At 71.6% G+C, this 14,313-nt stretch carries 12 protein-coding genes; 4 read left to right on the forward strand and 8 right to left on the reverse strand.

All coding sequences use genetic code 11. The features are described from left to right. The first annotated feature begins 181 nt into the window (after positions 1–181). Both IFR14_RS14640 and IFR14_RS14645 read left to right on the forward strand, forming a co-directional pair. Positions 182–1,906 carry a thiamine pyrophosphate-binding protein gene (locus tag IFR14_RS14640; protein WP_191941501.1) on the forward strand — a complete coding sequence of 575 codons (1,725 nt, stop codon included), beginning with the start codon at positions 182–184 and terminating at the stop codon, positions 1,904–1,906. Between the two features lie 34 nt (positions 1,907–1,940). Beyond that, positions 1,941–2,735: an alpha/beta fold hydrolase gene (locus tag IFR14_RS14645; protein ID WP_342365712.1), complete on the forward strand. Its 795-nt coding sequence runs from the start codon at positions 1,941–1,943 to the stop codon at positions 2,733–2,735. 19 nt (positions 2,736–2,754) lie between these two features. Here the strand turns inward: IFR14_RS14645 and IFR14_RS14650 are convergent, their stop codons facing one another. The 3 genes from IFR14_RS14650 to IFR14_RS14660 form a co-directional block, all read right to left on the reverse strand. Next, positions 2,755–5,025: an MMPL family transporter gene (locus tag IFR14_RS14650; RefSeq protein WP_191941502.1), complete on the reverse strand. Its 2,271-nt coding sequence runs from the start codon at positions 5,023–5,025 to the stop codon at positions 2,755–2,757. A 78-nt stretch (positions 5,026–5,103) separates the two neighbouring features. Then, positions 5,104–5,679 (reverse strand): isochorismatase family protein, encoded by a 576-nt coding sequence (locus tag IFR14_RS14655; RefSeq protein ID WP_342365769.1) that lies wholly within the window; start codon positions 5,677–5,679, stop codon positions 5,104–5,106. 99 nt (positions 5,680–5,778) lie between these two features. After that, entirely contained in the window at positions 5,779–5,973 is a 195-nt protein-coding gene (locus IFR14_RS14660) for a hypothetical protein (RefSeq protein ID WP_191941504.1), read from the reverse strand. Between the two features lie 61 nt (positions 5,974–6,034). On the opposite strand from IFR14_RS14660, the gene IFR14_RS14665 reads away from it, so the two are divergent. Further along, positions 6,035–6,898 carry an endo alpha-1,4 polygalactosaminidase gene (locus tag IFR14_RS14665; protein WP_191941505.1) on the forward strand — a complete coding sequence of 288 codons (864 nt, stop codon included), beginning with the start codon at positions 6,035–6,037 and terminating at the stop codon, positions 6,896–6,898. 131 nt (positions 6,899–7,029) lie between these two features. Next, the gene (locus tag IFR14_RS14670; RefSeq protein ID WP_191941506.1) at positions 7,030–7,935 is read left to right on the forward strand and encodes a LysR family transcriptional regulator; all 906 of its coding nucleotides are present in this window, start codon (positions 7,030–7,032) and stop codon (positions 7,933–7,935) included. Between the two features lie 12 nt (positions 7,936–7,947). Here the strand turns inward: IFR14_RS14670 and IFR14_RS14675 are convergent, their stop codons facing one another. The 5 genes from IFR14_RS14675 to IFR14_RS14695 form a co-directional block, all read right to left on the reverse strand. After that, positions 7,948–9,411: an LCP family protein gene (locus tag IFR14_RS14675; protein WP_191941507.1), complete on the reverse strand. Its 1,464-nt coding sequence runs from the start codon at positions 9,409–9,411 to the stop codon at positions 7,948–7,950. Between the two features lie 82 nt (positions 9,412–9,493). After that, on the reverse strand, positions 9,494–10,657 hold the full coding sequence (locus IFR14_RS14680; protein WP_191941508.1) for a CPBP family intramembrane glutamic endopeptidase: 1,164 nt from the start codon (positions 10,655–10,657) through the stop codon (positions 9,494–9,496). 74 nt (positions 10,658–10,731) lie between these two features. Continuing rightward, a complete protein-coding gene (locus IFR14_RS14685; RefSeq protein ID WP_191941509.1) occupies positions 10,732–11,721 on the reverse strand; it encodes a LacI family DNA-binding transcriptional regulator in 990 nt (329 codons plus the stop codon). An 87-nt stretch (positions 11,722–11,808) separates the two neighbouring features. Further along, positions 11,809–12,729: a hypothetical protein gene (locus IFR14_RS14690; protein WP_197479028.1), complete on the reverse strand. Its 921-nt coding sequence runs from the start codon at positions 12,727–12,729 to the stop codon at positions 11,809–11,811. Between the two features lie 88 nt (positions 12,730–12,817). Next, positions 12,818–14,227, reverse strand: coding sequence for an FGGY family carbohydrate kinase (locus tag IFR14_RS14695; protein WP_198425060.1), 1,410 nt, complete (start codon positions 14,225–14,227; stop codon positions 12,818–12,820). Positions 14,228–14,313: the final 86 nt, after the last annotated feature.

The following is a 14,313-nucleotide window of genomic DNA, read 5'->3' on the forward strand; positions in this document are numbered from 1 at the left end:
CGTCACGGATGTGGAGCGGATGCTGTCGCTGCCGCACTGTGCAGCGCGGTCGCTGCGGAGTAGAGTGTGCTCGTCAGACTCCGCAGCACGGGGGTCGTTGCTCGAAAAAAGGGCGATAGCGCGGCCAGCACCGGCGAGACACACACGGAATCCCATCCGTCCACGTTCTCGAAGGTCTCCCATGTCCGAACACGCTTCGTCGACCGTTCCCACGTCGATCCGCTCCTCCACCGTCTCCGCCCGGGTGGCACAGGCACTCAGCCGCCATGTCTCCGAGGTGTTCGGTGTCATGGGCAACGGCAACGCGCATCTCCTCGACGCCCTCGCCGCTACCACGACCCGCTTCACCGCCATGCGCCACGAGGCCGGGGGCGTCGCCGCAGCCGACGCCTACGCCCGCGCGGGCGGCGGTCTCGCTGCCGCGACTGCGACCTACGGAGCCGGATTCACCAACACCCTGACGCCCCTCGCGGAGGCGGTGATGGCTCAGATCCCGCTGATCCTCGTCGTCGGTGACGCCCCGACCACCGGGGCCCGCCCCTGGGACGTCGACCAGTTCCAGATCGCCGCCGGGCTCGGTGCACCGACCTTCACCGTCGGTCGTGACGACGCCACCGCGACCACGCTCCGTGCCATCGAGCACGCCGTCCACCGCCGGACCGCGGTCGTGCTCGCGATCCCCTACGACCTCGCCGCCGTGGCGTCCGACGAGCCGCTGCGGGCGGACGGGACACCACACCACCCGGCGCTCGTCCGGCCCTCCCGCGTGGAGCCCGTCGCGAGGCGCCTGGACACCGCCGCCGCCGCTCTGCGCAGCGCACACCGTCCGCTCATCCTGGCCGGGCGTGGAGCCTGGCTGGCCGACGCCGGACCCGTCCTCGGCGAGCTCGCCGAGCGGCTCGACGCCCACACCGCGACCACGGCGCTCGGACGCGGGCTCTTCGGTTCCAGCCCCCGTGATCTCGGGGTGGCCGGCGGCTTCGCGACGGAGCACGCCGCGAGGCGCATCGCCGAAGCAGACGTCGTGCTCGTCGTCGGCGCCGGCCTCAACCAGTTCACGATGCGGTTCGGCGAGGCCTTCGCCCACGATGCGCACGTCATCCAGGTCGACCTCGCCGACGCCCCGACGAATGCCAGGGTCGACGAGCTCATCCACGGTGACGCGGCCCTCGCAGCCGCAGGTCTCCTGGAACGGCTCGCCGACGGCGTGGGGTCCGGATGGGTCGCGTCGGCCGGTCCCGCCCGCCCCGCACCGCACCTCGACCGCGATTTGGGTGACGGCTCGTCCGGGGACGGACTGTGCGCCGACGGGCGCCTCGACCCACGCAGCCTCGCGCACCGACTCAATGAGCTGCTCCCGGCCGACCGCACGGTCGTGCAGGACGGTGGTCACTTCATCGGCTGGGCGCCGATGTACCTCGACATCCCCTCCCCCGACCGCCTCGTCATGGTCGGGACGGCGTACCAGTCGATCGGACTCGGGTTCCCGAGCGCCGTCGGTGCCTCGGTGGCCGGGCACACGGGCACAACCGTCCTCTGCACCGGCGACGGCGGCGGCCTCATGGCACTCCCCGACCTCGACACCGTCATCCGCACGGTGCCGAGCGGCGTGATCGTGGTCTTCAACGACGCCGCCTACGGAGCCGAGGTGCACCAGTACGGCTCGCGTGGACTCGACCAGACCCCGATGCTCATCGACGAGGTCGACTTCGCCGCCCTCGCGCGGGCCTTGGGGGGCCAGGGCGTGACGATCGACACGCTCGCGGACCTCGACGGACTCACCGACTGGGTCCACGCCGGGGCGCAGGGCGTCCTCCTGCTCGACTGCCGCATCTCCACGAGCGTCGTCGCCCCGTACCTCTCCGAGATGATGCAGCAGGGACCACGGCCGGTCGCCGTCGACTGAGCCTGCGCGGCGTCACCGCGGGTATCGTTGACGAGTGCTTCCTCAGCCTGCCCCGACCGCACCCACCTACGTCATGTCGACGGACGGCATCCGGATCGCGACGTACCTCCACGAACCGGCTCCGGGCACAGGCGACCTCGGCACGATCGTCGCGGTGCACGGCTTCGCCTCGAGCGCCGGACTCAACTGGGACCTCGCCGGGTGGACACGCACGCTGACGCGCGCCGGATACCGCCTGCTGACCCTCGATCAACGCGGTCACGGAGCCTCCGACAAACCGACGGATCCCGCCGCGTACCGACTCGACATCCTCGTCGACGACGTCCTGTCCGTCCTCGACGGCTACGGCGTCGACGAGCCGCACTATCTCGGGTACTCGCTGGGCTCCCGGGTGGGCTGGCGGTTGGGTGTCCGGCACCCCGACCGCGTGCGCTCCCTCAGCCTCGGCGGCCTCCCCGAGGGCGACTCGCTCCGCGACTTCGACCTGGAGGCGGCCCGTCACCACGTGAGGACCGGGACGACGATCACGCACGCCCTCACGGACACGTACGTGACGATGGCCGAGGGTGTCCCGGGCAACGACGTGGAGGCACTCATCGCCCTGGTGGACGGCCTGCGCGGAGGGCCACAGCCGAGCACGGCCGAGGTGCCACCGCCGCCGATGTTGCTCGTGACCGGAGACGACGATGCGGTCGCCGCCGGGAGTCGGCGGCTCGCCGAAGCCGCCGGTGCCCGCTACGTGGGGCTGCCCGGCCGCGAGCACTTCAACGCGGTCTCGTCGCGGGCGTTCAAGGACGCCGTGCTGGCGTTCCTCGCCGAGCAGGGGTAGCCGGTCGCGACCGCCTCGGTCAGCCCGCGTGCCGGTGCTCGACACGACCCTTCGCGAGCTTCGACGGCCACCAGATGGCGCTCCCGATGTCGTGGCTGAGGGCGGGGACGAGCAGCGTCCGGACGATGATCGTGTCGAGGAGCACCCCGAACGCCACGATGAACGCGATCTGCGCGAGGAACAGGATCGGAATGACGCCCAGCGCCGCGAACGTGGCCGCGAGCACGAGTCCGGCCGAGGTGATCACGCCACCCGTGATCGCCAGCCCCCGCAGCACGCCGGCCCTCGTTCCGACCCGCAGCGACTCCTCGCGGACCCTCGTCATGAGGAAGATGTTGTAGTCGATCCCGAGCGCCACGAGGAAGACGAAGCCGTAGAGCGGCACACTCGGGTCCGCGCCCGGGAACCCGAGCACGTGGTTGAACACGAGCGCGGACACCCCGAGAGCCGCCCCGAAGGACACCACCACGCTGAGGATCAGCAGGACCGGGGCGAGCACCGAGCGGAGCAGCAGCATGAGGATGAGGAGGATGACGGCGAGCACCACGGGGATGATGAGGTTCCGGTCGTGGATGGACGCGTCGTTCGAGTCGATGGCGGTCGCCGTGACGCCGCCGACCGGCGTGTGGGTGCCGACCTCGGCGTCGAGGGTCGAGCGCAGTTGTCGCACGCTCTCCTCCGCCGTCGTCGAGTCCGGTGCCGCGTCGAGCGTCGCCTGGAGCAGGATGCGGCCGTCGTCGACCGTCGGTTCGGCGGACGCCACCGGGGTCCCCGGGGGTCCCGCGGCGGGAGCCGTGAACACCGCCTCCCCGTCGCTCACCGTCGCGTCCGCGGTGCCGGTCGCGGAGTCGCTCGACAGCACCTGGACGCTGTCGAGACCGTCGGCCTCCTCGAGGATGCCGATGACCTGCGCGGCATCACCCTCCTGCGTGAGGACGTACACGGGGCTCGCCGAGCCGGCCGGGAAGTGCTCGCCGAGCGCGGCCTGACCGTCACGGGCCTCGGACGTGCCGAGGATGAGGTCGCTCTGGGCGACGCCGTCCGCCTTGAGCTGGAAGACCCCGAGGCTCGCGACCAGGAGGAGCAGGGTGCTCCCGATCCAGACGACGCGGGCGTGGCGGGAGATGAGGCGGGCGATCCCACCCCACAGACCGGTGGTCGGCACGGCGGAGTCGTCGGTCGACGAGGCGCGCACACGGTGCTCGCTCCCGACCTTCGGGCGCAGCGGCCAGAACGAGGTGCGACCGCAGGCCAGCAGGAGCGCGGGCAGGAAGGTGAGCGCCGCGAGGACCGAGAAGACGATCCCGATCGAGGCGACCGGCCCGAGCGCCTTGTTCGAGTTCAGGTCGCTGAGCAGCAGGCAGAGCAGTCCGGCGATGACGGTGCCGCCCGACGCGACGATCGGCTCGAACGATCCACGGAGCGCCGCCCACGTCGCATCCCACCGCCGCTCGTGGTCGCGGAGCGCCTCCCGGTACCGCGAGACGTAGAGCAGCGAGTAGTCGGTCGCCGCACCGATCACGAGGATGAAAAGGATGCCCTGCACCTGGCCGTTCAGCAGGACGACGCCGGCCTTCGCGAGCCACCACACGGTGAGGAGTGCGGTGCAGAGGGCGAACAGCGAGGTGCCGAGCACGAGGAACGGGAGGACCGGCGAGCGGTACACGACGATGAGGATGAGGAAGACGGCGCCGAGCGCGGTCAGGAGGAGGATGCCGTCGATGCCGGCGAAGGCGTCGGTGAGGTCGGCGGTGAACCCTGCCGGGCCGGTGACGAAGACGTCGAGGCCGGCCGGGGCAGCTTCGGCGAGCTGCGCACGGAGGGCCTCGACGACGTCGCCGACCTCCGCGTCACCGCTGATCGGGACGAAGACCTCGATCGCGTCGCCGTCCTCGGAGGGGATGGCCGGAGAGACGCCGTCAGCGACGCCCTCGGTGGAGGACAGGGCTGAGAGCTCGTCGTCGATCGCCGCCCGGTCCTCGTCGGTGATCCCGCCGTCGCGGACGAACAGCACGAGGGCCGGGATGTCGTCACCCTCCCGGAACCCGTCGAGTGCCGTCTGCACCTCGGTCGCGTCCGCGCTCGCTGGGAGGAAGCTCGTCTGGTCGTTGGTCGCGACCTCGCTCACCTTCCCGAAGTACGGACCGCCGACACCGGCGGCCGTGAGCCAGAGGAGGATGAGGACCGCGGGGAGCACGACCCGCAGCCACCGCGGCGCACCCGCCCGATCCCGCTGCTGCGTCCGGGTGTCCGCGTCCGTCTGCGTTCCGCCGTGTCGTCCGTGCGTCATGCGCGCGCCCCGTTCTCGCCCTGCTCGAAATAATATGCAGCTAGCTTACTATCTGCGACGGGCGGCCGGGGACGGAGTTCAGGCCGGGACGACGACTCCCCCGGCTTCGGTGATCTCGGCGAGCGCCGCATCCCCGGCGGCCCGGTCGACGGGCGCGACGAGTCCTGCGAGGACGCGGACCTGCAGGCCGTGCTCGATGGCGTCGAGCGCACTGCGGCGGACGCAGTAGTCGGTCGCGAGACCCACGACGTCGACCTCCGTGATGCCGGCATCCGTGAGGACCTCGTCGAGGCTCCGACCCTCCGGCATCACGCCCTCGAAGATCGAGTATCCGTGGGCGCCCTGGCCCTTGCGGATGTGGGTGTCGACGCTCTTGGTGTCGAGCGCGTGGTGGTACTCGGCGCCTGCACTCCCCGCGACGCAGTGCACCGGCCAGTTCGTCTCGTAGTCGGGCTCACCCGTCGCGAAGTGACCGTCGTTGTCGCCCTCGGCGTCGTGCCAGTCGCGTGAGGCGAACACGTGCGCGTACTCGTCCCCGTGCTCGGCCAACAGTTGCGTGACCCCCGCGGCGACGGCCTCGCCGCCGTCCACGCCGAGCGCACCGCCCTCGGTGAAGTCGTTCTGTACGTCGATGATGAAGAGCGCGCGCGCCACGATGCCTCCGGGTTGTCGTCGTCCCGCCTCGGTGGAGGTGGGTTCCATCGAGGGTAACGCCGGGGAACCGACCGGGTCAGGTGGTTGCGCCGTCGTGGTTCAGAGCCGACGTGCGCGCTCCTTGCGGCGGTCGAAGAACTGGAGACCGATGTTCACACCCATGACGACGGTGCCGAGGAGCATGGACACGAGCCCGGCGATCCGGAACCCGACCGGCAGCTCGAGGAGCAGCGCGAAGACGACCCCGAGCACGATGAGCGCGGCACCCGCGGAGAACAACACCAGATACTTCATGCCCCCAACGGTACCGGCTGGACGACGACCCCGGGACGGGACCGCGACCTAGGCTGGAGCCATGACCCGTCTCCCCCGTCGCGCGCACCTGCTCATCGCGGCGGGCGCTGCCCTCCTGCTCGCGGTCACCGCCGCCGGCTGCTCCACCTTCCCGAGCGGTGCACCCTCCAGGGCCGAATCGACCCCGTCGGCGGGCGGATTCCCCACGGACGTCGTCTTCGACTACCAGCTGGGTGGCGGCTACGAGCCGGCGGCCGGCGTGGGCGGCGTCGCCCGCGACAGCACCGACTCCCCCGACCTCGACCGGTACTCGATCTGCTACGTCAACGGGTTCCAGAGCCAGCCGGCCGATCGCGAGGCCTGGCTCGCCGAGCCGGACCTCGTCCTCACCGACGACGCCGGTGAACCGGTCATCGACGAGAACTGGCCCGACGAACTCATCTTCGACCTCTCCACCGACGACCGTCGCGCACGGATCGCCGAGCGGGTCGGCGCGAGCATCACCCGCTGCGCGGAGGCCGGCTTCGACGCCGTCGAGATCGACAACCTCGACTCGTACACCCGGTCCGACGGTCGACTCACCGTTGAGGACGCGATCGCCCTCGCCACCCGGTACGCCGACCTCGCCCACGACGCGGGTCTCCTCATCGGGCAGAAGAACGCCGCCGAGCTCGGCACGCGAGGTCGGGACGACGTCGGGTTCGACTTCGCCGTCGCGGAGGAGTGCCACCGCTTCGACGAGTGCGCCACCTACACCGAGGTGTACGGAGGCGCCGTGCTGGACATCGAGTACACCGACGACCTGCGCGGCACCTTCGACGAGGTGTGCGCCGATCCGCAGGTCCCCTTCTCAACGATCCTGCGCGACCGCGACCTCCGGACGGCCGACGACCCCGCCCACGTCTTCGACGCCTGCGCTCGGTAGGCACCGGCAGGAGATCCGCTCCGGGGCAGGAGGTTCCAAGGCGAAGCGTCCTGCTGCGGGGCGGACCCCCGGCACCCAGGCATGTCCAGCAGGTGTCGGTAGCGTGGAGGCATGATCCGGACCCACGACGCATGAACCTGGAGCAATTGGAAGCGGTCGTCGCGGTCGTCGACTACGGCTCGTACGCCGCAGCTGCCGACGTCCTCCGGATCTCGCAGCCCTCGCTCACGAGACGCATCCAACGCTGCGAGACGGACCTCGGGCTCGCGCTCTTCACCCGCGTCGGTCGGCGCATGCAGGTCACCGACGCCGGACGGTCCGTGCTCGGCCCGGCGAGGCGGATGCTCCAGGAGGCGAACGGGCTCCGCGCACTCGCCGACGCCCAGCAGGCGCTCACCGCCGGCACGCTCCGCATCGGCGCACTCCCCTCGCTCGTCGCGACCCACGTCCCGGAACTCGTCGCCCGGTTCCACGCCGCGCACCCCGACGTCCGCATCGAGGTCACGGGCGCCGTCGACTCCGCCGAACTGCTCGACGCCATCGACCTCGGGCGCATCGACCTCGGCGTGGCCGATGTGGCCACCGCCGGCCACGGTGTCGAGGTGCGGCTCCTGGAGGAACAGCGGTTCGCGATCGTCCTCCCCGGCCTCAGGACCGTCGCCGAGCGCGAGGCTGAGCACACGCCGCCGACCATCACCGGCGACGAGCTGGCTGCTCACACCCTGGTGACCCTTCCGCGCGGGACGTCGATGCGCGCCGTGACCGACGAGGCCTACGCCCGCTTCGGCGTGCAGCCACCGCGGGTCATCGTGACCACCCAGCGCGACGCGCTCACCCGGTTCGCGACCGCCGGCGTCGGACTGACCGTGGTCCCCGAGCGGCTCGCCGACTGGGCTGCGGCGAACGGCGCCCGGGTCCACCGGTTCCCGACACCGGTCACGAGGAGCATCGGCCTGCTCGTGCGCCACGACAGCGTCGGGACACCCGCCGTGAGTGCCTTCCTCCGCTTGGCGGAGCTGGTCCCACCCGGGGACTGACGACGCCCCGCGTCAGCCGCAGAGGTCCGCGGCGGCGTTGCGGGACTCGACCTCGACGGGCGCGGGCGCGGCAGGCGGGGTCAGTGAGGCGAAGTCGTCGCCGATGACGAGCACGACGTCCTCGTCGTCCGGCCCCGGTTCGCCGCTCACGACAATCGTGATCCCCAACTCCTGGGCGAGGGAGGCGGCCGTCGCCCGAGCCGCGTCCGAGTCGCGCGCGAGCAGGACCGTGACCGGGGTGTCCGTCTCCGCGTCGCCGATCGACGCGACGGTGTAACCGAGGGCGGTCAGTCGGTCGGCCGTCGCCGTCGCGACCCCGTTCGTCTGCGAGCCGTTGAGGACGCTGACCGCCACGACCCGCACCGGTTCGACCGGGGCGACCGGCTCGGCGGGGGACGCATCAGCGGTTCCCGCGATCGGCACCGGGACATCGGTGGCGAGGCTCGAGAAGACGATCGCGGCGTCATCACTCGGGATGACCCGGTTGGCGTCCGACGGCGCCTCGGTCCACGGCATCGTCAGGAAGGTGATGGCCGACGCCGGCACCTGCGAGACCCGGTGGGCGAGCGAGGTCAGGCTCGCGAGGTCGCCGAGCGCGGTGTCGACGGTGAGCGAGGAGGTGACCGCGTCCAGGAAGCGGATGAGGCGGTCCGGCCGGGTGAGCACCTCGGCACTCAGCGCCCGCTGCACGATCGCGGACATCACCATCTGCTGGTTGCCGAGGCGCGAGATGTCGCTGCCGTCACCCACCGCGTGCCGGGTACGGGCGAGCGCGAGCGCCTGCGTCCCGTCGATGACCTGCGCTCCGGCGGGCAACGCGAGGTTCGAATAGGGGTCCTCCATGTCCGACGGCAGACACACCGCCAGCCCGTCCATGCCGTTGACGATCGCCTGGAAGCCGCTGAAGTCGAGCTCGACGAAGTGGTCGATCGGCACACCGGTCATCGCCTGCACTGCGGCGACTGAACAGGCGGCCCCCGAGTTCAACGCCGCGTTCACCATCCCGTAGTCGTCGGGCGTCCCCCGCCCGGTGTCCGTGCACATCGACAGGTCGGTCAGCGTGTCACGTGGGATCTGCATCGCGTCGATCCGGGTGTTGCCCTCGGAGACGTGCACGAGCACCATCGCGTCGCTGCGCTTGGTGCCGGTGTCCTCGCCGTAGTCGCCGACCGCGAGGTCACGACTGTCGGAGCCGAGGAGGAGGACGTTGATCGCCGGGTCCGGTGCGCCCGGCTGCGCGGGCTCGGTCGAACGTCCGGTCGGGGCGGCGATGGCCTCGGAGCTGAGGTTGCCCTGCAGTCGCAGCGCGAGCGCACCGACACCCCCGAGGAGCGCGAGCACGAGGCCGCCTGCGATGCCGACGATGAGGCGCCGGCGGCGGACCCGTGCGCTCACCGCACCGCCGTGACGGCGAGCGTGGGCGGCACGTGGGCGGACGGACGCCTCGGGGAGATCGGGGAGATCGGGTCTGCGCATCGTCCCAGTGCACCAAGCGTCGAAGCGGCGGACAAGCAGCCTGCCCGGTGCGACTCATACGCGGCGCGCATGCGTCGGAGGATCAGCTCACGGGCGAGGCGACCTCCGAGCCACGCAGTCCGGGCACCGCACGATTGCCGAACTGGCCGGTGACGACCAGGATGAGCGTCGTCGCTGCGAGGAGGATCCAGCCCGGCCAGCCGAGCAGGGTGCCGAACACACTGCCGGTGTCCTGCATCGACGTCGGGCTGGCGAAGAGCAGCAGCGCCCCGACGGCGGCGTTCACCGCGCCGTGGGCGATCACCGCCGGCCAGACCGAGGCGGAGCGGAGCCGCAACCAGCCGATGAGGACGCCGAGCAGCATGCACCAGCCCACCATCAGGAGCAGGCCGAGGACGTCGGTCCGCTGGTAGTTGTAGCCGAGGAGGATGAGCGGTGCGTGCCACACGCCCCAGATCGCCCCGGACAGCAGGAGGGCGGGCCAGGTGCCGAGCGGCAGGAGGTTCGGCAGCAACCAGCCGCGCCAGCCGAGTTCCTCCCCGAACGCGGACAGCGATGCCACCAGGACGCCGAGGGGCAGGGTGAGGAGCTGGACCAGGGCGACCGTGGTGAGGTCGTCCCGCCCGAGCTCGCCGGCGCCCGAGGCGGTCATGATGGCGGCGAGACCGGACAGGCCGACGAGGTCGAGCTCGATGAGCCCCATGGCCTGCCCGAGCAGCATGGAACAGAACGCGAGGACCGGGAAACCGACGAGCGCCGCCGCGCAGAGCCCGAGGGTCCGGCCGAGGGGACGCAGCGGCGCGAGTCCGAGCAGCCGCGGGATGCTCCTCGGGCGGGCGACGAACAGCACCACGACGAGCGCGGCGATGGTCGGGGTGTACATCATGCCGAGGGCGATGAGCTGGAACCAGGGGTTCGCGAGTCCTTCACCGGACAGCCACAGCGGTGCGGCGATGAGCCAGGCGAGGCCGACGGCGAGCACGGTGAAGACCGTGACGGCGACCCACGGGACCCTGGCGGGCAGGATCGGGGCCAGCTCGCGGTTGCGCCGGCGCTGGCGGTCCGCCGCCGACTCCGGCTGCTGCGCGAGCACGGCCCGCCCGGCGGCACCGATCACCGGGCCCGCGGTCGGTGCTGGTGCTGGTGCCGGCGATCCGTCGGCGAGCGGCGTCCGGATCGGTCCAGGCGCGGGCTGTCCGATCGGCGCCCAGCCGCCCTCGGTCGGTGTGTCGTCCGGTCGCTGCATGTGATCCCCCGTGGTCGCGAACAGCTTCCCACGCTACGGAGCGACGGCGCGGGGCGCATCCGCCGCCCGGGGGATCACGCGGTGAGGTGACAGCCGCAGGACTCCCGCAGGAGGAGACCGACGGGGACGACGGTGCTGCGCTCGTGCTCGCCGTCCGCGTCACCGAAGCGGGCGAGCGCCCGGGTGGCGGCCAAGCGGCCGAGGCGTGCCGGGTCCTGTTCGATGACGCTGACGGCCGGATCGAGCTGGTCGGCCATCGGGAAGTCGCCGAAGCCGAGCGAGGCGATCCCGCGTGAGCGCAGCGCTGGGACGAGCGCCATCGTCACCCGCGCGTTCGCCGAGAACAGGGCCGTCGGCGGGGAGGCGAGGGCGAGGAGACCGTCGACCACGGCGGCAGCCGGTTCGCGATCCGTCGCGTCGAGGCTGACGAGGGCGTCGTCGAGGTCGATCCCGCTCTCGGCGAGCGCCGAACGGTAGCCCTCGAGCCGGCGACGGGTGCTCGGCGGGTGTGCCGAGTCGGCGATGAAGGCAACGCGGGTGTGCCCGTGCTCGAGCAGGTGCCTCGTCGCGAGGTAGGCGCCGCGGTGGTCGTCCTCGACGAAGCTGTCGGCGTCGAGTCCACCGGGGGCGCGGTCGACGAACACGATGGGCGTGTGCTCGGCCCACGGCGCGAGCCACGACTGGTCCTCCGCGACAGGCGCGAGGACGAGCCCCATGAGCTGTGACCGGAGCAGCGAGTCGAGCACGGCACGCTCGCGCGCCGGGTCGTCGCCGATGCTCGTGACGAGGGTGGTGATGCCCGAGACCGAACAGACCTCCTCGACGGCGCGGACGACCGCGGCGAAGAAGGGGTCGACGACGTCCGGGACCGCGACGCCGACAGAGGAGGACCGCCCGGCGCGGAAGGTGCGCGCCAGGACGTTCGGGACGTAGTTCAGCTCCCGCATGGCCGATTCGACCCGCGACCGCGTCTCCGGGAGCACGTGCGGGTCGTCGTTGAAAACGCGGGAGACCGTCTTCGAGCTCACTCCGGCGAGGGACGCCACGTCCTGCATCGTGGCCATGGCTGCTCCTCGGGTGGTTCCACCTGCGTGGCGTGGTCGGATCGGGCTGGTTCGCGGGCGGCGACCGAGGACGCCGCCCGCGATCCGTCAGCGACCGGCGAGCGCGGTCTCGATGACCTGCTCGAGCTCACGGAGGCGAGGCAGCGCACGGTTCGTGAGCAGTTCCTCACGCTTCGCCGACGAGATCGAAAGGCTATCCTTCCACAGCGAACGACCGGCCATCGCGCCGCCGGCACCGTTCTCGACCGCGGTGCGGACCTGGCCGACGAAGGTCTCGTGGTCGACGCCGGCGGAGAGCACGGCCCACGGCACACCGGCGGCGGCCTCGGTCACGGCTGCGGCGGCCTCGGCGGAGCCCGGGTACTGGAGCTTCAGGACCTTGGAACCGGCGGCGACGGAGATCTCCGCGGCGCCGCGCACGAGCTCGGGGAAGATCTCGGCGTAGGCCTCGTCGCTCTCGCCGTCGAGCTGGTAGACGAGGATCTCGACGATGAGCAACACGCCCTCGGCGGTGCACTCCTCCACGAGGCGGGCGATCTCGTCGATGACGACCTGCTCGGCCTCCCGCTGGTCGGAGCGCAGGTAGAAGAGCATCTTGGCGGCGTCGCCACCGAGTTCGCGGACCCGACGGGCGTCCATGCCGGGGACGTACTTCGTCCGGCGCAGACCGTTCTCGGTGTCGAAGCCCGAGGAGTCCATGCCGACGACGAGACCGGTCGTGCGGGAGAGGGTGCGCTCGTCGACGACGAGCGGGAGGGCGACCTCCGGGTCGAGGAGGATGGCGGGTGCGTGGTTGCCGAGGAACCGGACGAGGTCGCTCTTGGCCTCGGCGAGTTCGTCACGGCTGATGCCGGCCGCGCCATTCGGGGCGTCGGTCATGACGGCCTTCATGCCGTTGCGCTGGTCGCCGGCGACGATGAGCATGCCGCCGCCCGGGGTGCTGATCGTGGCCATGGCGCGGCGTTCGAGCGTCGTCAGCTCATTGGTCCTGGTGGCTACTGCGTTCATGAGGTGCTCCTTGTGCTTCGGATGGGGTCTGATCCCGGCAGCGGTCGCGCCGGGGAGGATCGGTCTGGGTCGTCGGGTGGTCGGTCGGTCAGGGATGTGATCGGGAGGTGGCTGGTTCGAGGAGGGTCCCGGCGAAGACGGCTGCGCCGTATGCCGTGTCCTGGGACCGGTGCGACACCTGCACACCGGGCAGGACGGCCGCTCGGGCGCGTTGCACGGACCGCATGCTCGCCCAGCCGCCGGTGAGCAGCGCCGAGGTGGCCGGCGCGACCTCGCGGTCCATCGCCGCGATGAGCACGGCGAGTTCGTCGTTGCCGTGCCGGAGCACCGCTTCGAAGACCTCTGCCGGTCCCGCGCCGTCGGCGCGGACCGTGAGCTTGAGGACGCCGTCGTCGTTCCGGGCGCCCGCGACCGAGATGTCGCCGTCACCGAGCAGCCCGCCCGCCGGAAGCGCCATGATCTCGTCGTCCAGGCGGTCGCGCCCTGCGCGGTCGGTCACCCCGACGAGCTGGAGGGTGCGACGCATGAGCAGGCCGGTCTTGACACCGGCGACGAGCACCCAGGTACCCGGCACGACATGACGGACGCAGTTGATGAACACCTCGGCGAGGCGCTCCCGGGCGGCGAACGGGAGTGGTTCGTCGAGGCGTCGCAGCAGGACCTCGGCCGTGCCCATCGACACGTGGTACCGCTCGGCGGGGAACGAGCCGGTGGAGACGGCCGACACGAGGTGGTCGTGGCCGGCGACGGTCAGGGCCGCACCGGAGAAGACCGGCGGCACCCACGGGCTGCTCGCGGCGCCGAGCGGGGCACCGGCGTCGGTGAACGGCGGGAGGAACGACGCGTCGACGCCGAGGTGGTCGAGCAGTTCGGGCCACGGCTCACCCGTGTCCTGGTCGAGCAGGCCGGTGCGCGACGAGAGCGAGTACTCGGCGGCCTCCTCGCCGCCGAGCGCCGAGACGAGGTACTCCGGCAGGTTGAGCCAGCGCGTTCCGGCGAGGTCGAGTCCGGCGTCACGGAGGTGGAGGAGCTTGATGACCGAGACCTGCACGCCGAGCGGCAGGCCGGTCCGACCGGCGAACTGCTCGGCGATCTCGGCCGGGAGGGCCGCGAGCTGTTCGGCGCCGCGCGGATCGAACCAGGCGATGGCGGGCGCGACGGGCCGGCCGACGGCGTCGAGGACGATCCCGGACTCCCCCATGCCGGAGACGGCGAGGGCCCGGACCCGCGCGGCCGGCCCGAACCGGTCGACGAGTTCTGCACCGACGTGGTCGAGGAGCTCCCGGACGGTGGCGATGAGGGATGCCGCCTCCATCACGGTCGTGCCGCCTGGACCGGCGAGCCACGGGGTGGGCAGCTGGTGGATGAGGACCTCGGCGCCGTCGGCGTCGGTCACGAGGATCTTGACGCCGGTGCTGCCGAGGTCGAGGCCGGCGACGAGTCGATCCGAGGCCACGGAGGTGACGGCGGTCGAGTCGAGGTTCGCAGCAGGGTGCACGGCGGTGTCCGTTCAGGTTCCGACGTCCGTGTCGGCTTCCGACGATGACTCCATGTCATCGATGTCATGGCGAGCATACCTCGTTC

It is taken from the genome of Plantibacter sp. CFBP 8775 (assembly GCF_014839505.1).
In the GTDB taxonomy this organism is placed as follows: Bacteria; Actinomycetota; Actinomycetes; order Actinomycetales; family Microbacteriaceae; genus Plantibacter; species Plantibacter auratus.